Below are 22277 nucleotides of genomic sequence, written 5' to 3'. Positions count from 1 at the left end.
TGCGCCCGGCGGGGGTGACCGAAGACGTCCGGTCACCCCCGCCGGGCGCACGTGTGTCCACGGGCGCCGTGACCGGAGCGGTGCTCACGGCGGCGTACGGAACCATCGGTGACCCGCGCGGACCGTCCCGTACAGAAACCCGCAAGCTCGTCAAGGCCGTGGTTCAGGACGCTTCAAGGAAGTCGTCAAGGCCTCCCTGTCAGCGTGGTCCACGTGAACGAGACCACTCTCTCGATGTTTCCCGGCCAGGGGTCGCAGCGGGCCCGCATGGCCGGGCACCTGACACACGACCACCCCCGGACGGCCGGCCGCGTGCTGGCCGAGGCGACCGACGTGCTCGGGCTCCCGCTGACGGAGCTGTGCACCACCGCGGACGCCGCCGCACTCGAGCCCACCGAGATCGCCCAGCCGGCGATCCTCGCCACCAGCCTGGCCGTCCTCGCCGTCCTGCGCGAGGAGGCCGGACACCTCCCCTCGGTCGTCGCGGGCCACAGCCTCGGCGAGTACACCGCACTCGTCGCGGCCGGCGTCCTCTCCCCCGCGGACGCGCTGCGCCTGGTGCGCCGCCGAGGGGAACTGATGGCCGCCGTCTCGCGCCGGGTCTCCGGCGCGATGACGGCGGTCATGGGCCTCGCACCGCGGCACATCGAGGCGATCTGCGCCCGCAGCGCCCCGCTGGGACGGGTGGAGGTCGCCAACTACAACGAACGCGGCCAGACCGTCGTCTCCGGCGAGCGCGCCGCGGTCGCCGAGGCCGCCCGGCTCGCCGAGGAGGCGGGCGCCGAACGGACCGTGCCGCTGAAGGTGTCGGCGCCGTTCCACTGCTCACTGATGCGCGAGATCGAGGACGAGTTCGGCGCCGAGCTGGAACGCTGCCGCTTCGCCGACCCGGACGTCCTCGTCCTCAGCTCGGTCAGCGGCGGCCCGGTGCGCGACGGCGCCCACGCCCGGGAACTGCTCCGCCGCCAGCTGGTCGGCCCCGTGCGCTGGGTGGACGTCCTCGACGCCGCCCGGGCGCACGGCGTGACGGCCTACGTCGAGATCGGCCCGGGGCGGGTGCTCAGCGGCTTCGCCCACCGGACCGTGCCGGACGCGACGGTGCGCAGCACCAACGACGCGCGCCGGCTCGGCGCCCTCGTCCGCGACCTGTCCCCGCCCGCCACCGGGAGCGGTGCCGAGGCCGCCTGAGCGCCGCACGGGAAGCGCCCGCGCCGCCCGCCCTCCATGGCACCGACCGTTCGCGACGGTCCGCGCGCCCCTCCGGGACGCCGCCGGACCACCGAAACCCCCGCACGCAGCCGTGCGGACGCACCGCGAGAACGACACACCGGAACCGAAAGGAAGTCACCGTGTCCGAGACCCTGACCCTCCCCAGCCACCTCCGCGCCGTGCGGGCCGCGATCGCCGACGCCCTCGGCATCGACGAGACCGAGGCCGTCCCCGAGGCGACCCTCCTCGGTGACCTGGGCGCCGAGTCGATCGACCTGCTCGACATCCTCTTCCGCATCGAGCGCGCCACCCAGGTGAAGATCACCGTCGCCGACATGGCCGACCTGCTCCAAGGGGGCATACCGGACGAGGAGTTCGGCGACGAGAACGAGGTGGTGAACGACACCGGCCTCACCCACCTGGAGAAGGTCCTCCCGCAGTTCGACCGGAGCCAGTTGACCGAGCCGCTCACCGCGGACGGCGTCCTCGGCCTGTTCACCGTGCGGAACCTGACCGACCTGCTGACCGAGCGCGCCGCCGCGGCCGGCGCCGATGCGGCCTGAGCGGGCGCCGGGGCCCGCCACCGGCCGGCACCCGGGGCCGCCCGGCCCCCGGGTGCTGATCGGCACCGACCTGGTGGGCACCGAGCGCGTCGAACGCCTCCTGGACGGCCGGCCGGAACTGGCCCGGCGCGTGTTCACCGAACGCGAGCTCGCCTACTGCGCCGGCCGCACCGGGCGCACCCACGACCACCTCGCCGCCCGGTTCGCCGCCAAGGAGGCCGTGATGAAGGCGCTCGGCACCGGCGTCTCGGCCGGCGTCGACTGGACCCACATCGAGGTCGTCAACCGGCGCGACGGCCGGCCACGGCTCCGGCTGCACGGCCGGGCCGCCGAACTCGCCCACCGCCGGCACCTGCGGCAGGCGGAGGTCTCCCTCACCCACACCGCGGGGCTCGCCCTGGCCCACGTCGTCCTGGTGTGCGCCGCCGGCGACGACGGCACGGACCCGGCCCCCTGACCACCCACAGCACCCGAATCGGACGGGAAGACACTGATGAAGCTGAAGGACCGCGCGGCCCTGGTCACCGGGGGCTCCCGGGGCATCGGCCGGGCCGTCGCGCTGGCACTGGCGGAGCAGGGGGCGGCCGTCGCCGTCAACTACCGCACGCGCGCCGAGGACGCCGCGGCCGTGGTGAAGGAGATCGAGGCCGCGGGCGGCCGGGCCGTGGCCGTCGGCGCCGACGTCTCCGACCCCGGCGCCGCGGCCGGGCTGGCCGAGGAGGCGGCCCGGCTGCTCGGCGGGCTGCACATCCTGGTCAACAACGCCGGGGTGAGCGACGACGGGCTGCTCCACACCGTGGCGGCCGACGCCTGGTGGCGGGTCATGAAGGTCAACTTCGGCGGCGCCTACCACTGCACCCACGCCGTCGTCGGCCGGTTCATGGCCCAGGGCGACGGCACGATCGTCAACATCTCGTCCGCGATGGGCGAACGCGGCTGGATCGGCCAGTCCAACTACTCCGCCTCCAAGGGCGCGTTGAACGCCTTCACCCGCAGCTCCGCGATCGAGCTGGCCCGGTTCGGCATCCGCGTCAACGCCGTACTCGCCGGGTTCACTCCCACCGAACTCGTCGGCGAGGTCCTGCACAAGGACGGCGGCCGGGGCATCAAGCGGCAGGTCCCGCTGCGCCGCTTCGCCACCGTCGAGGAGGTCGCCGCCGCCGCGGCGTTCCTGGCCGGGCCCGACTCCGCGTACACCACCGGGGAACTGCTCGCCGTCGACGGCGGGTTCTCCGCCCAGCTCGGCACCGGCCGCCCGTAGGCCGCGCCTTCGCACCGGCCCCGGGGCGATCCGGAAGGCCCCGCCCCCGTCGGGAGGCGACGACGCGTGAAGAAGGAAGAGACGATGCGATTCCACCTGATCGACAGGATCGAGTCCTGGACCCCCCACCGGCACATCGCCGCCCGCAAGGTGACCTCCGTCGACGAGGACCTGTGGCAGCCCGTCGGCGCCGGCCCGGTGCTGCCCTTCGGGCTGGCACTCGAAGCGCTCTGCCAGTCGGCGACCTGGCTCGTCATGCTCTCCACCGACCACCGGCTGCGCGCCGCCCTGCTCGCCGTGCACGAGGCCACCGCCCACCGCGAGATCGTCCCCGGCGACGTCCTGCGCATGGACGCCACCGTCGAGTCGATGAACGACGAGGCGGCGCTCGTCGACGGCACGGTCACCGTCGACGGCGAGACCGTCCTCGAGGCCAGGGGCATCCTGTGCGCGCTCGTCGCCAACGAGCGGCTCGACGACCCCGCCGACACCGCCCGCATGGCCCACCAGTTGCAGGGCGGGGGGCCGGTCCGATGAAGCGCGTGGTCATCACCGGCATGGGCGCCGTCACCCCCGTGGGCAACGACGCCCCCACCACCTGGGCGTCCCTGGCGGCCGGCCGTTCCGGCGTGGGACCGCTCACCCTGTTCGACGCCGCCGGCTTCCCAGTGCGGATCGCCGCCCAGGTCAAGGACTTCGACCCGGCCGCCGCCCTGCCCCCCGACGTCCACCGCGGCCACCTGTCCCGCGTGGGCCGGTTCGGTGTCGCGGCGGCGTACGAGGCGCAGCGCGACGCCGGCATCGACACCACCGGCGAGCGGTGGTACGCCCCCGAGGACCGCGGTGTCGCCATGGGCGCGAGCGTCGGACGCCCCGAACTGCGCGCCCTGCTCGACGTCGGCCACCTGCGCGCCACCACCGGCCGGCCCGACGCGTTCGTCACCCAGCCGCCGCGCACCGCGCTGACCGACAACCAGAACCTGCCGATGAGCGCCATGGCCCGCACCCTCGCGGCCACCGGACCGATGATCGGCGTCAGCACCGCCTGCGCCGGCTCCGGGCACGCCCTCGGCGAGGCGTTCCGGGCCATCCAGGAGGGCGACGCCCGGCTGATGCTGGCCGGCGGCCACGACTCGCTCACCACCTGGCTCGACCTGCTCGGCTTCAGCCTCCTGGGCGCGCTCACCGACCGGTACAACGACGACCCGGAGCGCGCCTCCCGCCCGTTCGACGCGGACCGCTCCGGTTTCGTCATCGGCGAGGGCGCCGTCGCCTTCGTCCTGGAGGAACGCGAGTCCGCCCTGGCCCGCGGCGCCCGCGTCCTCGCCGAGATCCTCGGCTACGGCAGCACCCTCAACGCCTGGCGGATCACCGACTCCCCGCCCGACGGCTCCGGCGCGATCCAGGCCATGGAGGGCGCCCTCGCCGAATCCGGCCTGCCCACCGGCGCCGTCGACTACGTCGTCGCCCACGGCACCAGCACCCACGGCAACGACCGCTCCGAGACCACCGCCATCAAGAAGGTGTTCGGCGACGACGCCGGCCGCCTGCTGGTCAGCTCGCCCAAGTCCATGACCGGACACCTCACGGCGGCGAGCCTCGGCCTGAACGTGCTCGCCGGGATCGGCGCGATCCGGCACTCGCTGGTCCCGCCGACCCTCAACCTCGACACCCCCGACCGCGGACTCGACCTCGACTTCGTCCCGCACACCGCCCGCCCGGCCGCCGTCTCCGCGGTCCTCGTCAACGCCTTCGCGTTCGGCGGCTCCAACACCAGCCTCGTCATCGGCGCCCACCGGGAGGACGCATGACCACCTCCGTACTGCTCCCCTCCTTCGACCGGCTGGTGGAGCTGGTCCCCGGGGAACGGGCCGTCGCCGTCCGCAACGTCCCCGGCACCCTGCCCGTCTTCGCCACGCACTTCCCGCGCCACCCCGTCCTGCCGGGCGTACTGCTCCTGGAGAGCATGACCGCCCTCGCCAAGGCCGCGGCCGGCGACGGCGGCTCCTGGCGGCTGCGCGCGGTGCGGGGCGTGCGGTTCAAGCACTTCGTCGGCCCGGGCGACCAGGTCGAGATCACCGTCGACGTCACCGGCCGCGGCGAGCGGCTGACCGAACTGAGGGCCGTCGCCAAGGCCGGTGGGCGGGTGGTCGCCACCGCCCGCACGCTCGCCCTGGAACCGGTTCGGGACCCCTGGGAGGGCACGGCATGAGCGGCGAGCGACGACGCGTGGTGGTCACCGGCATCGGGCTGCTCACCGCGCTCGGCGAGGGCCACCAGGCCACCTGGGACGCCCTGCTGGCCGGCCGTTCCGGCATCGGCCCGCTGCGCGCCTACGACCCCGCGCCCCTGCGCACCACCATCGGCGCCGAGATCCACGGCTTCGACCCGGCGGCCTGGGCCTCCCGGCGCACCCTGCGCATGCTGTGCCGCGGCGACCGGCTCGCCCTCGCGGGCGCCACCCTCGCCCTGCGCGACGCGGGCCTGGACGACGGCGGACGGGCCGAACTGGGCCACCGCACGGGCCTCTTCCTCGGCAGCAACAAGGAGATGCCCCGCATGGACGAGCTGATCGCCCAGCTCCAGGCGGTGCGCGCCGACGACGGCAGCCCCGACCTGCGCCGGCTCGGTGAGACGGCCGGCTCCGTGATCGCGCCCCTGTTCTTCGTGGAGGGCCTCCAGCCCGCCGCCGGCTTCCACATCTCCGAGCAGTACGGCATCCGTGGCGCCAACGCCTACTTCGCCGGTACCGCCGACTCCGGCGCCATGGCGGTCGGCCGCGGCCTGCGCGCCGTACGCCGGGGCGAGGCCGACGTGGTGCTGGCCGGCGGGTACGACGACGCGACCGGCTGGTGGGCGATGTCCAAGATGGACGGGCTGGGGGTGCTCTCCACCCGCAACGCCCTCGGCCCGGCGGCCTTCCGGCCGTACGACCGCGACCGCGGCGGCTCCGTGTTCGGCGAGGGCTCCGCCCTGCTCGTCCTGGAGGAACGGGAGCGCGCGCTGGCCCGCGGCGCCCGCGTCTACGCGGAGATCACCGGCTTCGGAGCGGGCAACGACTGCGTCCGCCCGCCCGCTTCCGAGCCGCGCGCCCGCGGTCTGCGGCGGGCCATCGGCGCCGCCCTGCGCGACGCCGGCCACTCGACGGACGTCGACTACGTCGCCGCCCACGGCTGCGCCACCCGGCTCGGCGACGTGGGCGAGACCGCGGCCCTGCGCGACGCGCTCGGCGCCTCCGCCGAGCGGGCGCAGATCAGCAGCGTCAAACCGCAGACCGGGCACCTGGTCGGCGCCGCCGGGGCGCTCAACGTGGCCGTGGCCGCGCTGAGCCTGGACTCCGGGGTCGTCCCGGCGACCCGGAACCTCGAACACCCCGACCCCGCCTGCGACCTGGACTACGTACCCGGCACGCCCCGCGAGAGCCGCCCCGCCTCCGCCCTGGCCCTCGCCCGGGGCCTGGAGGGGCAGGCGGTCGCCGTCGCCCTGGAGCGTGCCGCATGACCCACGGCAGCGGCCTGCCCGCGCCCCGCAGCACCGGACCGAGCACCGACCGCCGCGAACCGGCGGAGAGGACGGCAGCCATGGACGACCCTTCCTACGCCCCCTCCCGAGCCCCCGAAGGCGGCGACGGCCTCGGCACCCCCGCCGACCCGAACGGCGTCCACGGTCCGATCACCGGTCACCCACCGGGCCCCGGGGCCGCCGCCCGGCGCATCGTCGTGTGCGCCGTGGGCGCGGTGACCGCGCAGGGCGACGGCGCCGGACCGCTGTGGGAGAACGTCCGCGCCGGCATCACCGCGATCCGGCCCGTGCGGGGCCTGCCCATGGACGGCTACCTGACCACCGTCGGCGGCGAGGTGCCCCGGGTCCGCCGCCCCGCCTACGACTACCTGGCGGACATCGGCGGCCACGACCGCGAACCGGCCCTGGACTTCGCGCTCACCGCCGCCGAGGAGGCGCTGGCCGCCTCCGGCCTCACCGGCGCCGTGCCCGCCGAACGCTGGGGCGTCGCCTTCGGCACCTGCAACGGCGGTCTGCGCAGCGCCGAGAAGGTACTGCGCCGCTCCCGCGAGGGCCGCCCGGCCCCGGGCGACCCCCGGCACTACCTGCTGGTCCCGCCGCATGCCATGGCGGAGGCGCTGAGCGGCGCCTTCGTCCTCAAGGGCCCGCTGCTGTCGGTGAACACCGCCTGCGCGTCCGGCGCCCACGCCCTCGCCCACGCCACCGAGGCCATCCGCGCCGGACGGGCCGACGCCATGCTGGTCGGCGGCAGCGACGCGTTCACCGAGACGGCCTTCGCCGGGTTCACCAGCCTCCAGTCCCTGTCGGCCACACCCGCCGCGCCGTACTCCAGGGACCGCGACGGACTGTCCCTCGGCGAGGGCAGCGGCATGCTCGTCCTCGTCGCCGAGGACGTCGCCCGGGCCGTCGGCGCACCGGTCCTGGCCGAGGTGCTGGGATACGGCCTGTCCGCGGACGGCTACCACGCCACCGCCCCGCACCCGCAGGGCGAGGGTGCCGCCCGCGCCATCCGCCAGGCCCTGCACACCGCGGGGCTCGTCCCGGAGGACGTCGGCTACATCAACGGGCACGGCACCGGCACCCCGAAGAACGACTCCGCCGAGTCCAACGCCGTCCGCGCGGCCCTGGGCGAGGCCGCCGAGAAGACCACCCTGAGCAGCACCAAGTCCATGGTCGGGCACCTGCTCGGCGCGGCCGGGGCGGTCGAGGCCGTCGTCACCGTCCTCGCCCTGCGCGAGCAGACCGCGCCGCCCACCGCCAACTTCACCGGCACCGACCCCCGGTGCGGCCTGGACGCGGTGCCGCACACCGCCCGGCCGCTCGACCTGAACGCCGCCCTGTCGAACAACTTCGCCTTCGCCGGCGCCAACGCCTGTGTCGCCTTCGGATCCCCGGGCCACCGCTTCGAGGCGCCGCCCGCGCCGCCGGACGAGACGGTCGTCGTCACCGGCTTCGGAGTGATCTCGGCGGCCGGCGACGGCGCCGCCGCACTGTGGCGGGCCTGGACCTCGGGCAGGGCGCTGGGCGCCGAGGAGGACGGTCTGCGCGTCGCCCGCGCCGACTTCGACCCGCGGCGCCACACCGGCCCGCGCGAGCGCCGCCGGATGGACCGGCTCGGCGGCCTCGCCGTCGCCTCCTGCCGCGCCGCCCTGGAACACGCCGGGCTCACCGCCGGGGAGCGGGTCGGCGTGGTGCTGGGCACCGGCCTCGGACCGATGCGCAGCACCGAGGACTTCCTGCTGCCCGTCCTGGACGGCGGTCCGGCCCACGCCGGCCCCGCCGTCTTCCCCAACACCGTCTTCAACGCGGCCGCCGGCCAGGTCGCCATGGCCGTCGGCGCCAGGGGCCCCACCTCCACCGCCGCCACCGGGCACGCGGCCGGCGCCTCCGCCCTCACCGTCGCCCACGACCTGCTGCGCCGCGGCCGGGCCGACGCCGTACTGGTCCCGGCGGTCGAGGACCTCTCGCCCGGCGTCCTCGACGCCTACCGCGGACTGCCGCTGTTCGCCGGCCCGGCCGGACGCCGCTACACCCTCGCCGAGGCCGGCATCGCCCTGGTGCTGGAGCGCGCGTCCGCCGCACGGGCCCGAGGGGCCCGCGTCCTCGCCGAGTTCACGGGCCACGCCACCGCCTCCGACGCGGCCGGCCTCGGCCGCTGGGACGCCCGCGGCGAGGGCGTGGAACGCGCGATGCGCGCGGCCCTCGCGGACGCCGGCGTCCGCCCCGAGGAGCTGACCGCGATCTGGTCCGGCGCGGGAGGCATCAGCGCCGCCGACGCCCCCGAGGCCCGCGCCACCCGCCGTCTCCTCCCCGACGGCGCCTGCCCCGTGCACGCCCCGCACCGACGGCTCGGCGAACCCGTCGGCGCCGGTGCCCAGCTCGCCGCCGTCCTGGCCCTGACCGACTGGGAGCACGGCGGGCGCCCCGGCCCGGTGCTGGTCAACAGCTCCCCGCTCGGCGGCACCCACATCAGCCTCGTCCTGCGCCCCGCCACGGAGAACTGATCATGTCCCAGACCACCGACCGCCATGTCTCGGTCCTCGCCACCGGCGCCCACCTGCCCGGTGACCCGATCGACAACGCCACCCTGGCCCGCCTCGCCGGGCCCCTGCCCGACGACGTCCTGGAGGGCATCCAGGTGCGCCGCCGCCACTGGATCGCCGACCCGGAGACCGGCGAACACCGCACCAGCACCTCCCGGATGGCGACCGCCGCCGCCCGCCAGGCCCTCCGGCGGGCCGGGGTCGGGGCCGACGAGGTCGATCTGATCGTCATGTCGACGGCCAGCCCCGACCAGCCGCTACCGGTCGCCGCCACCCGCGTCCAGGAACAACTGGGCCTGGACAGCTGCGCGGTGATCGAGGTCCGGGCCGGCTGCGTGGGCGCCGTGCAGGCGTTCGACATCGCCCGCCGGCTGCTGGCCGACGGCACCCACCGCACCGCCCTGGTCATCGGAGCGGAGTCCGTCTCACCGCTGCTGGTCCCGTTCTACCTGGGCCAGGACCCGGACCGGGTGCGGATGCGGGACCGGCTCACCGTCCACACCTTCGGCGACGGCGCGGGCGCGGCCGTCCTGCGGGCCGGCGAGGAGGGCTCCGCCGCCGGTCGGCCGCGCCCGGCCTTCGCGACCCGGTCGATGGGCGGCGCCCGCAAACCCGGCATGCTCATCGCCGGCGGCGGCACCGACGCCCCGCTCGCCGAACAGCAGCGCCGCAAGCGGCTGATGGACATCCGGATCGACATCCCGGGCACCGCCACGTTCGGCCCCCGGGTCTTCGTCGACGGCATCCACGACCTGCTGCGCCGCTCCGGCCTGGAGCTCGCCGACATCGACGCCTGCGTACTGCCGGAGGGCAACGCCGAGTACTTCAGCAGCGAGTACGGCACCGCCGGGCTCAGCGCCGAGGACCAGCGGACGTTGGGCAAGACGATCGTGGAGAACCTCGCCGACGTGGGCGCGACCGGCTCCGCGGCCGTACCGCTCGCACTGGACGCGGGCTGGACCGGGGGCCGTATCCGGCCCGACGACACCGTCCTGCTGCTCGCCATCGAGGCCAGCCGCTACCTGTACGCCGGGCTGACGCTCACCTGGGAGGTCCCGGCGCCCACCCCCTGAGGCGGCGGCCCCCTTCGGGCCGCGCCCACTCCACGGACCAGACGGAAAGGATGGCTGTGCCGTGTCCACAGTCGAGTCAGAGACCGCGCGCGAGCGCAACAAGGCGATCATCCGGCGGGTGTTCGACGAGTTCGTCAACCAGGGCGACTTCTCCGTCGTCGACGAGCTGTACGGCGACGACATGGTCGACCACCAGCCCCTGCCCGGCGCCCCCGAGGGACTGGAGGGCGTGCGGTACACCATCGCGGGCCTGCGCGAGGGCTTCCCCGACCTGCACGTGACCATCGAGGACATCAGCGCCCACGCCGACCACGTGGTCATCCACAACACCTGGCGCGGGACGCACCTCGGCGACTTCCTCGGCCTGCCGCCCACCGGCCGGGCCGTCGCGTTCCACGGCGTGGTGGTGTGGCGGCTGCGGGACGGGCTGATCCGCGAACGCTGGGGCATCGGCGTCGAGTCCAACATGCTCGCCGAACTCGGCATGCGCCGCCTCGCGCCCGGCCGGCGCGGCGGGGCCCGCGCCTCGCGCGGCGCGGCCGTCTCGACGGTCACCTCGCTCCTGCCGCTGCTGCCCGGCGCGGCCGGCCGGTGGAAACGTCTCCAGGAGGAACTGGCCGGGCCCCGGTTGCGGGAGTACGAGGCCTCGCGCCGCCGCGCGGGCATCGTGCGCGAGTCCTTCTGGCGGCAGGGGTCCGCCGGGGCGGACGTCGTCGTCCATTCCCTGGAGGCCCACGACCCGGGACGCGCCGGGCGTCGCCTGCGCGCCTCCACCGACCCGTTCGACACCTGGCTGCGCACGACCGCCGTGGAGGTGTACGGCATCGACCCCTGGGCGGAACTGGCCGAGGGGCGGGCCGCGGAGCCCGGCCACGGCTGGACCTCCGTCACCAGCGAACTGACGCCGGTGGGGGACGCATGAGCGTGGCCGAGCTGCACGAGATCCGCGCCCGGGCCCTGGCCGGCCCGAGCGAGAAGGCGACCCGGGCGCAGCACGCCAAGGGCAAGCTGACCGCGCGGGAGCGCATCGAACTCCTCCTCGATCCGGGGTCGTTCAGCGAGGTCGAGCAGTTGCGCCGGCACCGGGCGACGGGGTTCGGCCTGGAGGCCAGGAAGCCGTACACCGATGGTGTGATCACGGGCTGGGGCACGGTCGAGGGCCGTACGGTCTTCGTCTACGCCCATGATTTCCGGATCTTCGGTGGTGCGCTGGGTGAGGCGCACGCCACGAAGATCCACAAGATCATGGACATGGCGATCGCGGCGGGTGCGCCGCTGGTGTCGCTGAACGACGGCGCGGGGGCCCGTATCCAGGAGGGCGTCTCGGCGCTGGCGGGGTACGGCGGGATCTTCCAGCGGAACACGAAGGCCTCGGGTGTGATCCCGCAGATCAGTGTGATGCTGGGTCCGTGTGCGGGGGGTGCGGCGTACAGTCCGGCGCTGACGGACTTCGTGTTCATGGTGCGTGAGACGTCGCAGATGTTCATCACCGGGCCGGACGTGGTCAAGGCGGTGACGGGGGAGGAGATCACCCAGAACGGTCTGGGCGGTGCGGATGTGCACGCCGAGACCTCGGGTGTGTGCCACTTCGCCTACGACGACGAGGAGACGTGCATCCACGAGGTGCGCTACCTGCTGTCGCTGCTGCCGCAGAACAACCGCGAGAACCCGCCCCGGGTGGAGTCCTCCGACGCCGCCGAGCGCCGCAGCGAGGTGCTGCTGGACCTGGTGCCGGCCGACGGGAACCGGCCGTACGACATGGCGAAGGTGATCGAGGAGATCGTCGACGACGGCGAGTTCCTGGAGGTCCACGAGCGGTGGGCGCGCAACATCATCTGCGCGCTGGCCCGGATGGACGGTCAGGTCGTCGGTATCGTCGCCAACCAGCCGCAGTCGCTGGCGGGTGTGCTGGACATCGAGGCGTCCGAGAAGGCCGCCCGCTTCGTCCAGATGTGCGACGCCTTCAGTATTCCCCTGCTCACGCTGCTGGACGTGCCCGGCTTCCTGCCGGGCGTCGACCAGGAGCACGGGGGCATCATCCGTCACGGCGCGAAGCTGCTGTACGCGTACTGCAATGCCACCGTGCCGCGGATCTCGCTGATCCTGCGCAAGGCGTACGGCGGCGCGTACATCGTCATGGACTCCCAGTCCATCGGCGCGGACCTGACGTACGCCTGGCCGACGAACGAGATCGCGGTGATGGGCGCCGAGGGCGCGGCGAACGTCATCTTCCGCCGGCAGATCGCCGAGGCGGAGGACCCGGACGCCATGCGGGCCCGGATGGTCAAGGAGTACAAGTCCGAGCTGATGCACCCGTACTACGCGGCCGAACGCGGTCTGGTCGACGACGTCATCGACCCCGCCGAGACCCGCGAGGTGCTGATCCGTTCGCTGGCGATGCTCCGCGCCAAGCACGCCGATCTGCCCGCCCGCAAGCACGGCAACCCGCCCCAGTGACGCACGCACCTCCCCGGCAGCCCACCCACCGACACCGGAGACCGCCATGACCACGTTGCTCAGGGTCGAGAAGGGCCACGCGAGCGAGGAGGAGGTCGCGGCCCTCACGGCGCTCGTGCTGGCCCGGGCCGCCGCACGTCCGCGGCCGCCCGACGAGGACGGCGCCACCTCGACCCGCTGGCGCGCCCACCCGTACCACGCCCCGCATTCCTGGCGGGACTGACCGCCTCCACCACCGATTCCGAGGAGACCACCGTGACCGAGCACCACACCCGGCTTGCCCACGCCTTCGTGACCATGGTCAACGAGCGCGACGCCGACGCCGTCGACGACCTGCTCGTCGAGGACTACATCGACCACAACGTGCTGATCGCGCCCGGCCGGGAGGGCAACCGGGCGTTCTGGAAGGAGTTCTTCGCCGCGTTCCCCGACGTCACGGCCGCGGCGGAGGACGTGATCGCGTCCGGTGACCGCGTGGTCGGCCGGTACTCCTACGAGGGCACCCACCTGGGCCCGTTCATGGGCATCGAGCCCACCGGCCGCAGGATCAGCATGCACACCATCGACATATGGCGCGTGGAGGAGGGGCGGTTCGCCGAGCACTGGGACGAGATCAACCTGTACCAACTGCTCCAGCAGCTCGGCGTGCTCCCCGAGACCGGGGCCGAGACCGAGACCGGGGCCGGCACCGAGACCGGGACCGGGACCGAGGCCGGGGCCGGGATCCGGGCGGAGGCGACGGCGGCATGACCACGACCTTCCAGATCCTCGCCGTCCTGGCCGTCGTCTCCAACGCCGTCGTCTTCGGCACGGACTTCTTCTCCGCCACGGTCGTCCGGCCGGCCCTGGCCCACGTGGACGACTCCACGCTGGTCCAGGTCATGGGCAACGTGCACCGCTACGGCGACAAGCGGCTCGCCCTCCCCGGAACCCTCGGACTGCTCGCCGCGCTCGGCGGCACGGGAACGGCCGCTGCCGCGGGCGAGACCACGGCCGCGGTGGCGGGCGGTGTCGCCTGCGCCGCGCTCGTCGCGTGGCTGGTCGTCTTCAACAAGGTCCCGGCGCCCATCAACCGCCGGCTGACCGCGGCCGCGTCCGGCCAGGGCGCACTGCCCGAGGCACGTGCCCTGCAGCGCAGGTCCGACGGCGTCCTGGGCGTGCTCGTCACGCTCCAGCTGCTCGGACTCGTGGCGCTGTGCGTGATGGTCGCCCGTCCGTGACGGCGACCACCCGGCCGTGAGCGCCGTCCGCCCGCCGGACCCTGCGGGCGGACGGCGCCGGCCACCCCTTCGACACCGCCAAAGCAGAGGTGAGTTGACTTAATGGCGCACATCACCATCGTCGGTGGTGGCCTGGCCGGGCTGGCGGCGGCGATCGCCGCGGCCGAACTGGGCGCACCGGTGACCCTCCACGAATCCCACTCCACCCTGGGCGGACGGGCGCGTTCCACGAAGTCCCCGTACGTCACCAACGACGGCACCCACGTCTTCTTCGTCAACGGCGAACCCTGGCAGTGGCTGCTCGGCCGCGGTCTGGCCGGCCCGTTCGTCCGGCTCACCTCGCAGGAGGTGATGCGGATGAGGTTCCGGCGCCGCGGGAAACTGCGCGGTTCGCTGCCGGCGGGCTACCTCCGGATGACGCTCCTGGGGCGGCGCAGGGTACCGCCGCACGAGCTGTCCTTCCGCGACTGGGCCACCCCGCTCTTCGGCGAACAGGCCGTGCGGGACTCGGTCGGCTTCCTCGGCCCGGTCCTGTACGACGCCGACCCCGCGCGCCTGTCGGCCGCCTTCGTCTTCGAACGGCTGCTGCGGGTGGGCACCCCCAAGTACCCGCTGCCCACCCGCTACGTCATCGGGGGCTGGGGCGCCGTCGTGGACCGGATGGCGGACCGCGCCCGCGAGCTGGGCGTACGCGTCGAGACCGGGTCCCGGATCACCGAACTGCCCGAGGACGGGCCGGTGGTGGTCGCCACCAGCCTCGACGCCGCGCGCACCCTGCTCGGGGACCCCGGCCTGCGCTGGGAGAGCGGCGCCTCCGTGCTGCTCGACGTCGCGATGACACCGTCGAAGAAGGACGGCAACGTCACCTTCGACATGGACGAGGGCGGGTTCGTCGGCCACTACAGCGATCACGACCCCACGCTCGCACCCGCGGGCGAGGACCTGTGGCAGGGGCAGATGCCGCTGCGCGCCGGTGAGTCGAAGGCGGCGGCCCTGGACCGGCTGCGCTCGCTGTACGACCTGACCGCGCCGGGCTGGCGGGAGCGCACGACCTGGCAGCGCGATTACGTCTCGCGCGGCCGCACAGGGGCGCTCGACCTGCCGGGCCGCACCTGGCGGGACCGGCCCGCGGTGGACCGGGGCGAGGGGGTCTTCCTGGCCGGCGACAGCGTCGCGGCGCCCGGCATCCTCGCCGAGGTCTCCCTCCACAGCGGTCGCACCGCCGCCGCCCGCGCGGTCGAGGCGCTGTCCCGTTCACGCGCCCGCGTGCGGGAGTTCGGGTAGGAACCACACCCTCACATGGTTCATTCGTGAACGGAAAGCGGGCCGCCGTACCCTTCGGCGGCCCGTCCGGCATATTCCAGCCGGGAGGGGCGCCTTTTCCTCACGGACGTGATGCGTACGGGGAGGCGCGATTCCGCGCGCGGGCGGAGGGCGGCCGGGAACCTTCGGGTTAGTAGGGCACATTCATGTGACCTATCGTTTTCGGTCGCTCGGTGTCGTGACCCCGGCGCCGGTCGGGATCTGTCCTGAAGTGGCCTTTCGTTGAAAAATCAGCCACGCTACGGTCACCGCCACCAGCAGATTCAGCGGTTTCGGCCGCTATGGACCGTACGGGGGCGACCAAGATCCGGAAATGCCCCGTCAGGTCGGATCGGTCCGGGTTCTCCGGCCGCCGATGATCGATTCCGCCCAGGTGAACGCGGGGTCGGCGACGGTCCCGGGAATCGATTCGCCTGGTGGGGAGGATGCGAAAAGATCTATTCCGCGGTGCGGTCCGGTGGCTTGTGTCGAACATGTGCGATTCCGTCACCCTGGAATTGGGTGCTCCTCTTCGCTGCTCGGGCGCAGCGGGTTTGCGCCATCGATCTTTGACAAACTAAAGCCCTGGTTTTTATGCTCGCCGAGCGATTGGGGCCCCGCCCTCGGGTCGGTGCCTCCGGAGCTGTACTAGTCCAGGGGGAGACGATGAGTCAGCATTCGCAGGTCGCGCTCGAACCACCCATACGGAATCCGCTTCCCGGAGAAGGAGTGGGTGCGACCGTCAAATCGTCAATCAACAGCGGAAGCGAGGCGTGGCACGTTCTCGTAGTGGAAAGCAAAAGTCACCACGCGGAATCCCTCCTGTTGGGATTGCGCCGCCACGGACACCGGGTGGACCGCGCGGAAACGGGAGGCGCCGCCCTACAGGCGTACACCCAGGCGGACCTGGTACTGATCGATCTCGAACTGCCCGATCTGGACGGGCTGGAGGTGTGCCGGGCCATCCGTACCGTGTCCGACACGCCCATCATCGCCCTCACCGCACGGGCCACCGAGCTCGACCGCGTCCTCGGCCTCCAGGCCGGCGCGGACGACTACATGGTCAAGCCCTACGGATTCCGCGAGCTGCTGGCGCGTATGCATGCCGTCATGCGCCGCGCCCGGCCGCAGCCGCGGACCGCTGACGTGATCTCCCGCGGGCCGCTGAGGATCGACGTCGGATCGCGCGAGGTGAGCCTCGACGGGAAGCCGATCGGCGTCACACGGAAGGAGTTCGACGTCCTGTACCTCCTGGCGGCCAATCCGGACAACGTCATTCCGCGCAAGCGTCTGATGCAGCAGGTCTGGGGCGACTCCTGGTCCCGCAGGACCGTCGACACCCATGTGAGCAGTCTGCGCAGCAAACTCGGGGACAGCGACTGGATCGTCACGATCCGCGGAGTGGGATTCCGGCTCGGCAGCGTCTGAGCCCGGGGGCCGCCGCGGTCCGCCCGGCCGTCCCGCGCGCCGCACTGAGCGGCGCCGTACACCGACGCGTGCACCGACGAGTGCACCGACGCGTACACCGACGCCGGGGGAACCGGCGGTCCCCAACACCCTGATGGAACGCCCCCGTTGGCCACCGACACGGCCGGCGGGGGCTGCGGTGTGTCCGGGGAAGGGTGTGAGGGCTCCGCGGGTCCGACCGTGGCCCGCGGTTCCGTGTCGCGTGGCCCGGCCCGTACTCCCGTACCGACGCACGCGAGAACCGTATGGCGCGCCGCTGCCGTCCCCGCGCCGCCGCCGTCCCCGCGCCACCGCCACCGCCACCCCGCGCCGTCGCGCCGCCCCTCCTCCGACCACGGTCCCGCGCCGTCGCGCGGCTGCGCACCGACCCGGAACCGACACGGCCCTGAACTTTCTCTGTCACTCGCACGATCCATTTGTCGAACCCGACACGGCCCTGGCACAGCGGCTGTTGAGCCGGCCGCCGCCCGCCACGGAGGCTGGGTGCCACGGTCCGGTGCGCTGTCCCCACACCGGGTGGAACCACCCACCGGCCACGACAGCCAGCAGCCGCTGCGACCCCCAGGGAGTGCTCGTGTCTCGTCGCCTGTTCACCTCGGAGTCCGTGACCGAGGGCCACCCCGACAAGATCGCCGACCAGATCAGCGACACCGTCCTCGACGCGCTGCTCCGTGCGGACCCTGCCTCCCGGGTGGCCGTCGAGACGCTGATCACGACCGGTCTCGTACACGTCGCGGGCGAGGTCACCACCACGGCGTACGTCCCGATAGCCCAGCTGGTGCGCGAGACGATCCTGCGGATCGGCTACGACTCGTCCAGGAAGGGGTTCGACGGCGCCTCCTGCGGCGTCTCGGTGTCGATCGGCGCCCAGTCGCCCGACATCGCGCGGGGCGTCGACGCGGCCTGGGAGACCCGGACCGGGGGCGGCGACGACCTGGACCGGCAGGGCGCCGGCGACCAGGGCCTGATGTTCGGCTACGCCTGCGACGAGACACCGGAACTGATGCCGCTGCCCATCCACCTGGCCCACCGCCTGGCACGGCGCCTGACCGAGGTGCGCCGCAGCGGCGCCGTCCCCTACCTCCGCCCCGACGGCAAGACGCAGGTCACCGTCGAGTACCAGGGCTCCCGGCCGGTCCGCCTCGACACCGTCGTCGTCTCCTCCCAGCACGCCCCCGACGTCGACCTCGACTCGCTGCTCGCCCCCGGCATCCGGCAGCACGTCGTCGACCACGTCCTGGCCGGGCTGGAGCAGGACGACATCAAGCTCGACACCGAGGGAGTGCGCCTGCTGGTCAACCCCACCGGCCGCTTCGAGACCGGCGGCCCGATGGGCGACGCCGGCCTCACCGGCCGCAAGATCATCATCGACACCTATGGCGGCATGGCCCGCCACGGCGGCGGCGCCTTCTCCGGCAAGGACCCCTCCAAGGTCGACCGCAGCGCCGCCTACGCGATGCGCTGGGTCGCCAAGAACGTCGTCGCCGCGGGCCTCGCCACCCGCTGCGAGGTGCAGGTGGCGTACGCGATCGGCAAGGCGGCGCCGGTCGGGCTCTTCGTCGAGACCTTCGGCACCGCCGTCGTCCCGCAGGCATCGGTCGAGCGCGCCGTCACCGAGGTCTTCGACCTCCGCCCGGCCGCGATCGTCCGCGACCTCGACCTGCTGCGCCCGGTCTACGCCCAGACCGCCGCCTACGGCCACTTCGGCCGCGAGCTGCCCGAGTTCACCTGGGAACGCACCGACCGCGTGGACGCGCTGCGCGAGGTGGCCGGCCTGTGACCCCCGCCGTCGTCGTCACCGGCTCCCTCGCCACCGACCACCTGATGGTCTACCCGGGACGGTTCACCGAGCAGCTGATCGCCGACCAGCTCGACCGGGTCTCCCTGTCCTTCCTCGCCGACACCCTCGAGGTGCGGCGCGGGGGAGTGGCCGCGAACATCGCCGTCGGCCTCGCCCGGCTCGGTGTCCGCGCCGCCGTCGCGGGCGCCGCGGGCCAGGACTTCGCGGAGTACGGGGCCTGGCTGCGCGACCACGGCGTCGACACCTCCGCCGTACGCGTCAGCCGCTCCCTGCACACCGCCCGCTTCGTGTGCACCACCGACGCCGACCACAACCAGATCGCCACCTTCTACGCCGGGGCGATGGCCGAGGCCCGGGAGATCCGCCTCGCCGGCCTCGTCGCCCGCGCCGGCCGGCCCGCCCTGGTCGTCGTCGCGCCGAACGACCCCGAGGCCATGCTGCGGCACACCGAGGAGTGCCGCCGCCTCCACCTGCCCTTCGCCGCCGACCCCTCCCAGCAGCTCGCCCGGCTCGACCGCGCCACGACCCGCCGGCTCGTCGACGGGGCGCGGTACCTGTTCACCAACGCCTACGAGGCCGCCCTCCTGAAGGAGCGCACCGGCTGGACCGAGGCGCAGGTGCTGGCCCGCACCGGCGCCTGGATCGTCACCCGGGGCGCCGACGGCGCCGACATCACCCGGGCCGGCGAACCGCCGCTGCGCGTGGCCGCCGTACCGGCCGACGACGTCCTCGACCCGACCGGCGTGGGCGACGCGTTCCGCGCCGGATTCCTCGCCGCCACGACCTGGGACTGGCCCGACACCCGCGCCGCCCGCCTCGGCTGCGCGCTCGCCGCCGTGGTCCTGGAGACGGTCGGCACCCAGGAGTACGTCCTCGGCCCCGCCCCGCTGCTCACCCGCGTCCGGGACGCCTACGGCGAGACCGAGGCCCGCGCCATGGAGCCCCGTCTGACCGCCCTGTGACCCCCGACGGCCACCCCCGCCGTCTCCCACCGACCCGCCCGTCCCCCGGCACCGCGAACCCCCCTGCGCACCTCGTACGTCGCACGTCGAGAAGAGTGAGAAGGGAAGCACTGCCATGACCATGGCCATATCGTCGACCCGCACCATCGCGGACCTCCTGCTGCTGGCCGCGGAGGACCACCCCGAGTCCGGTCTGCTCTACCACCTGGCCGGCGCCGACGGCGAGGACGCGCGGCCGCAGCGCTACCCGGAGCTGGTGGAGGAGGCCCGCCGGGTGCTCACCGGCCTGCGCGGCAAGGGCCTGGAACCGCAGGACAAGGTCGTCCTGCTGCTGGAGCGGCCCCAGGAGTTCCTGACGGCGTTCTGGGCCTGTCTGCTGGGCGGCTTCGTGCCCGTCCCGATGGCCCCCCTCGGCGGCGACCCCGAACGCTGGGCCGCGCAGCTCTCCCACGTGGACGCGCTGCTCGACCGGCCGCTCGTCGTCACCACCGAGTCGCTCGCCACGGAGCTGCCGCGCGTCGAGGGCCTCGCCGTCACCCCGCTGGAGGGCCTCCACGCGACCGAGCCGGCCGCCCTGCTGCACGAGGCCGCCCCCGAGGACACCGCCCTGCTGGTGCTGACCTCCGGCTCCACCGGCAACTCCAAGGCGGTGCGGCTCACCCACGCCAACCTGCTGGCGTCCATGGCCGGCAAGAACGGCCACCACCGGCTCACCTCCGCCGACGTCTCCTTCAACTGGGTCTCCTTCGACCACGTCGCCGCCCTCCTGGAGTGCCACCTGCTGCCGCTGTACGCGGGCGCCACCCAGCTGCACGTCGAAGCGCCCGTCGTGCTCGGCGAACCGCTGGAGTTCCTGCGCCTGATCTCCCGCTACGGCGTCACCATGACGTTCACGCCCAACTTCCTGCTGGGCCTGATGAACCCCGTCGCCGACCGGCTCACCGAGAAGGGCCCGGTCGACCTGTCCCGGCTGCGCCACATCATCAGCGGCGGCGAGGCCGTCGTCCGCGCCACCGGCGAGACCTTCCTGGAGCGCTTCGCCCCCTACGGTCTGTCGCCCGACGCCCTGTGGCCCGCGTTCGGCATGACCGAGACCTGCGCCGGCAGCGTCTACTCGCGCGAGTTCCCCGCCTCCGACCAGGGCCAGGAGTTCGCCAACCTGGGCCGGCCCGTCGAGGGGCTGCGCATCCGCATCGTCGACGAGCACGACAACGAGGTCGCCGAGGGCGCCACCGGCGAGCTCCAGCTGACCGGCCCCATGATCACCCACGGGTACTACAACAACGAGCAGGCCACCCAGGACGCCTTCACCGCGGACGGCTGGTTCCGCAGCGGCGACCTCGGCCGGCTCGACGACGGCCGGCTCACGCTCGTCGGCCGCAGCAAGGACAGCATCATCGTCAACGGCGTCAACTACTTCAGCCACGAGATCGAGTCCGTGCTGGAACAGCTCGACGACGTGGCACGGTCCTACGTCGCCGCCTTCCCGACCCGCGCACCCGGCAGCGACACCGAGCAACTCGTCGTCGCCTTCCACCCGGAGACCCCGGAAGGCGACGAACTCGGCCTGTACCGGGTGCTGTCCGCGGTGCGCGCGAGCGTCGTCATGCACTGGGGCTTCAGGCCCTCGCTCATCCTGCCGCTGCCCAAGGACGCCTTCCCCAAGACCAGCCTCGGCAAGATCCAGCGCTCCCTGATGCGCAAGCGGCTGGAAGCCGGCGCCTACGAGGGAGTCGTCACGGCCGTCGACGACCTCGTGCTGCGCCGCCTCGGCGGCCACACCCCGCCCGAGGGCGAGACCGAGCGGATCCTCGCCGGGATCTACGCCGAGATGTTCGACACCGCCCCCGAGAAGATCAGCGCCACGGCGAACTTCTTCGACCTCGGCGGCACCTCGCTGGACATCCTGCGGCTGCGCAGCCTGGTCGCCCAGCGGCTCGGCGCGGACAACCTGCAGATCATCACCGTGCTGACCGCGCCCACGGTCCGTCTGCTCGCCGCGCACCTGGGCGAGGACGCGGCCGAGCGCCCGTACGACCCGATCGTGCCCATGCAGGTCACCGGCGACAGGACGCCGCTGTTCTGCGTCCACCCGGGCGTCGGCGAGGTGCTCGTCTTCGTCAACCTCGCCAAGTACTTCGTCGGCGACCGGCCGTTCTACGCGCTGCGGGCCCGCGGCTTCAACCCGGGCGAGACCCCGTTCGAGTCCTTCGACGAGATGGTCTCCACCTACGTCCGGGCCATCCGCGCCAAGCAGCCGCACGGCCCCTACGCCGTCGCCGGCTACTCCTACGGCGGCGCCGTCGCCTTCGAGATCGCCAAGGTCCTGGAGGAGCAGGGGGAGCGGGTCGACTTCGTCGGCAGCTTCAACCTGCCCCCGCACATCAAGTACCGCATGGACGAACTGGACTTCGTCGAGACCGCGGCCAACCTGGCCTTCTTCCTGGCCCTCATCGACAAGAAGCAGTCGCTGGACCTGCCCGGCAAGCTGCGCCACCTCTCCCGGTCCGAACAGCTCGCCCACTTCATCGACATCGCGCCCCGCGCCCGGCTCGAGGAACTCGACCTGACCCTGGAGAAGTTCACCGCCTGGGCCGAACTCGCCGACGGACTCACCGACCTGGGCCGCACCTACGCGCCCGGCGGCCGGGTGCGCACCATGTCCGTCTTCTACGCCGTACCGCTGCGCGGCACCAAGCAGGACTGGCTCGACAACGAGCTGAGCCGCTGGCGGGAGCACTCCGACGAGGTCCGCTTCCTCGACGTGCCCGGCGAGCACTACACGCTGATGGGCCCGCAGCACGTGGCGAGCTTCCAGTCGATCCTGCGCCGGGAACTGGACCGGGCCCTCGGCGACGGCACATGACCCCGACCCCAGCCATCCGTCCTAGGAGGAA

Annotated in this window: 20 protein-coding genes; all 20 read left to right on the top strand. The window is 73.5% G+C overall.

Features of this window, described 5'->3' with window-relative positions:
* Positions 1–213 precede the first annotated feature (213 nt).
* The 20 genes from fabD (at position 214) to FHX78_RS08405 (ending at position 22246) form a co-directional block, all read left to right on the top strand.
* Positions 214–1188: an ACP S-malonyltransferase gene (gene fabD / locus FHX78_RS08500; protein ID WP_145866844.1), complete on the top strand. Its 975-nt coding sequence runs from the start codon at positions 214–216 to the stop codon at positions 1186–1188.
* Positions 1189–1349: 161 nt separating this feature from the next.
* Positions 1350–1772 (top strand): acyl carrier protein, encoded by a 423-nt coding sequence (locus FHX78_RS08495; RefSeq protein WP_145866843.1) that lies wholly within the window; start codon positions 1350–1352, stop codon positions 1770–1772.
* Complete coding sequence (gene acpS / locus FHX78_RS08490; protein WP_145866842.1) at positions 1762–2229, top strand: holo-ACP synthase; 468 nt, start codon at positions 1762–1764, stop codon at positions 2227–2229. Before FHX78_RS08495 ends, acpS begins: the two co-directional genes overlap by 11 nt.
* Positions 2230–2265: 36 nt before the next feature.
* Positions 2266–3033 carry an SDR family NAD(P)-dependent oxidoreductase gene (locus tag FHX78_RS08485; RefSeq protein WP_145866841.1) on the top strand — a complete coding sequence of 256 codons (768 nt, stop codon included), beginning with the start codon at positions 2266–2268 and terminating at the stop codon, positions 3031–3033.
* A gap of 84 nt (positions 3034–3117) precedes the next feature.
* Positions 3118–3570 carry a hotdog family protein gene (locus tag FHX78_RS08480; RefSeq protein WP_145866840.1) on the top strand — a complete coding sequence of 151 codons (453 nt, stop codon included), beginning with the start codon at positions 3118–3120 and terminating at the stop codon, positions 3568–3570.
* Entirely contained in the window at positions 3567–4844 is a 1278-nt protein-coding gene (locus tag FHX78_RS08475; protein WP_145866839.1) for a beta-ketoacyl-[acyl-carrier-protein] synthase family protein, read from the top strand. The genes FHX78_RS08480 and FHX78_RS08475 overlap by 4 nt, the downstream gene beginning before the upstream one ends.
* Positions 4841–5245 (top strand): 3-hydroxyacyl-ACP dehydratase FabZ family protein, encoded by a 405-nt coding sequence (locus FHX78_RS08470; RefSeq protein ID WP_145866838.1) that lies wholly within the window; start codon positions 4841–4843, stop codon positions 5243–5245. Before FHX78_RS08475 ends, FHX78_RS08470 begins: the two co-directional genes overlap by 4 nt.
* A complete protein-coding gene (locus tag FHX78_RS08465) occupies positions 5242–6534 on the top strand; it encodes a beta-ketoacyl-[acyl-carrier-protein] synthase family protein (protein WP_145866837.1) in 1293 nt (430 codons plus the stop codon). The genes FHX78_RS08470 and FHX78_RS08465 overlap by 4 nt, the downstream gene beginning before the upstream one ends.
* Positions 6531–9059: a beta-ketoacyl-[acyl-carrier-protein] synthase family protein gene (locus FHX78_RS08460; RefSeq protein ID WP_229924178.1), complete on the top strand. Its 2529-nt coding sequence runs from the start codon at positions 6531–6533 to the stop codon at positions 9057–9059. The genes FHX78_RS08465 and FHX78_RS08460 overlap by 4 nt, the downstream gene beginning before the upstream one ends.
* 2 nt (positions 9060–9061) lie before the next feature.
* Positions 9062–10171 (top strand): 3-oxoacyl-ACP synthase III family protein, encoded by a 1110-nt coding sequence (locus FHX78_RS08455; protein WP_145866836.1) that lies wholly within the window; start codon positions 9062–9064, stop codon positions 10169–10171.
* A gap of 61 nt (positions 10172–10232) precedes the next feature.
* Complete coding sequence (locus tag FHX78_RS08450) at positions 10233–11093, top strand: ester cyclase (RefSeq protein ID WP_145866835.1); 861 nt, start codon at positions 10233–10235, stop codon at positions 11091–11093.
* Between the two features lie 2 nt (positions 11094–11095).
* Complete coding sequence (locus FHX78_RS08445) at positions 11096–12628, top strand: acyl-CoA carboxylase subunit beta (protein ID WP_167531955.1); 1533 nt, start codon at positions 11096–11098, stop codon at positions 12626–12628.
* A gap of 46 nt (positions 12629–12674) precedes the next feature.
* Complete coding sequence (locus FHX78_RS08440) at positions 12675–12851, top strand: acyl-CoA carboxylase epsilon subunit (protein ID WP_145866833.1); 177 nt, start codon at positions 12675–12677, stop codon at positions 12849–12851.
* 32 nt (positions 12852–12883) lie between these two features.
* Positions 12884–13378 carry an ester cyclase gene (locus FHX78_RS08435; protein ID WP_145866832.1) on the top strand — a complete coding sequence of 165 codons (495 nt, stop codon included), beginning with the start codon at positions 12884–12886 and terminating at the stop codon, positions 13376–13378.
* Entirely contained in the window at positions 13375–13848 is a 474-nt protein-coding gene (locus FHX78_RS08430) for a DUF1772 domain-containing protein (RefSeq protein WP_145866831.1), read from the top strand. Before FHX78_RS08435 ends, FHX78_RS08430 begins: the two co-directional genes overlap by 4 nt.
* 102 nt (positions 13849–13950) lie before the next feature.
* Positions 13951–15132: an FAD-dependent oxidoreductase gene (locus FHX78_RS08425; protein WP_145866830.1), complete on the top strand. Its 1182-nt coding sequence runs from the start codon at positions 13951–13953 to the stop codon at positions 15130–15132.
* 684 nt (positions 15133–15816) lie between these two features.
* Entirely contained in the window at positions 15817–16578 is a 762-nt protein-coding gene (locus FHX78_RS08420) for a response regulator transcription factor (protein WP_145866829.1), read from the top strand.
* Between the two features lie 613 nt (positions 16579–17191).
* Positions 17192–18397: a methionine adenosyltransferase gene (gene metK / locus FHX78_RS08415; protein WP_145866828.1), complete on the top strand. Its 1206-nt coding sequence runs from the start codon at positions 17192–17194 to the stop codon at positions 18395–18397.
* A 44-nt stretch (positions 18398–18441) separates the two neighbouring features.
* Entirely contained in the window at positions 18442–19380 is a 939-nt protein-coding gene (locus FHX78_RS08410) for a carbohydrate kinase family protein (protein WP_145871787.1), read from the top strand.
* 121 nt (positions 19381–19501) lie between these two features.
* Entirely contained in the window at positions 19502–22246 is a 2745-nt protein-coding gene (locus tag FHX78_RS08405; protein WP_145871785.1) for a non-ribosomal peptide synthetase, read from the top strand.
* Positions 22247–22277 lie beyond the last annotated feature (31 nt).

It is taken from the genome of Streptomyces capillispiralis, assembly GCF_007829875.1.
GTDB classification, from domain to species: Bacteria; Actinomycetota; Actinomycetes; order Streptomycetales; family Streptomycetaceae; genus Streptomyces; species Streptomyces capillispiralis.
Note: the sequence above shows the minus strand (reverse complement) of the source record. Positions and strands in the feature narration are given on the sequence as shown.

What these genes read in the sequence shown, in the direction of transcription:
- FHX78_RS08470 (WP_145866838.1), top strand. Translation starts at nt 4,841, where the DNA reads ATGACCACCTCCGTACTGCTCCCCTCCTTCGACCGGCTGGTGGAGCTG.
- FHX78_RS08455 (WP_145866836.1), top strand. Translation starts at nt 9,062, where the DNA reads ATGTCCCAGACCACCGACCGCCATGTCTCGGTCCTCGCCACCGGCGCC.
- FHX78_RS08420 (WP_145866829.1), top strand. Translation starts at nt 15,817, where the DNA reads ATGAGTCAGCATTCGCAGGTCGCGCTCGAACCACCCATACGGAATCCG.
- FHX78_RS08460 (WP_229924178.1), top strand. Translation starts at nt 6,531, where the DNA reads ATGACCCACGGCAGCGGCCTGCCCGCGCCCCGCAGCACCGGACCGAGC.
- FHX78_RS08475 (WP_145866839.1), top strand. Translation starts at nt 3,567, where the DNA reads ATGAAGCGCGTGGTCATCACCGGCATGGGCGCCGTCACCCCCGTGGGC.
- FHX78_RS08430 (WP_145866831.1), top strand. Translation starts at nt 13,375, where the DNA reads ATGACCACGACCTTCCAGATCCTCGCCGTCCTGGCCGTCGTCTCCAAC.
- FHX78_RS08440 (WP_145866833.1), top strand. Translation starts at nt 12,675, where the DNA reads ATGACCACGTTGCTCAGGGTCGAGAAGGGCCACGCGAGCGAGGAGGAG.
- FHX78_RS08410 (WP_145871787.1), top strand. Translation starts at nt 18,442, where the DNA reads ATGGTCTACCCGGGACGGTTCACCGAGCAGCTGATCGCCGACCAGCTC.
- FHX78_RS08480 (WP_145866840.1), top strand. Translation starts at nt 3,118, where the DNA reads ATGCGATTCCACCTGATCGACAGGATCGAGTCCTGGACCCCCCACCGG.
- FHX78_RS08405 (WP_145871785.1), top strand. Translation starts at nt 19,502, where the DNA reads ATGGCCATATCGTCGACCCGCACCATCGCGGACCTCCTGCTGCTGGCC.
- acpS (WP_145866842.1), top strand. Translation starts at nt 1,762, where the DNA reads ATGCGGCCTGAGCGGGCGCCGGGGCCCGCCACCGGCCGGCACCCGGGG.
- FHX78_RS08425 (WP_145866830.1), top strand. Translation starts at nt 13,951, where the DNA reads ATGGCGCACATCACCATCGTCGGTGGTGGCCTGGCCGGGCTGGCGGCG.
- FHX78_RS08485 (WP_145866841.1), top strand. Translation starts at nt 2,266, where the DNA reads ATGAAGCTGAAGGACCGCGCGGCCCTGGTCACCGGGGGCTCCCGGGGC.
- FHX78_RS08465 (WP_145866837.1), top strand. Translation starts at nt 5,242, where the DNA reads ATGAGCGGCGAGCGACGACGCGTGGTGGTCACCGGCATCGGGCTGCTC.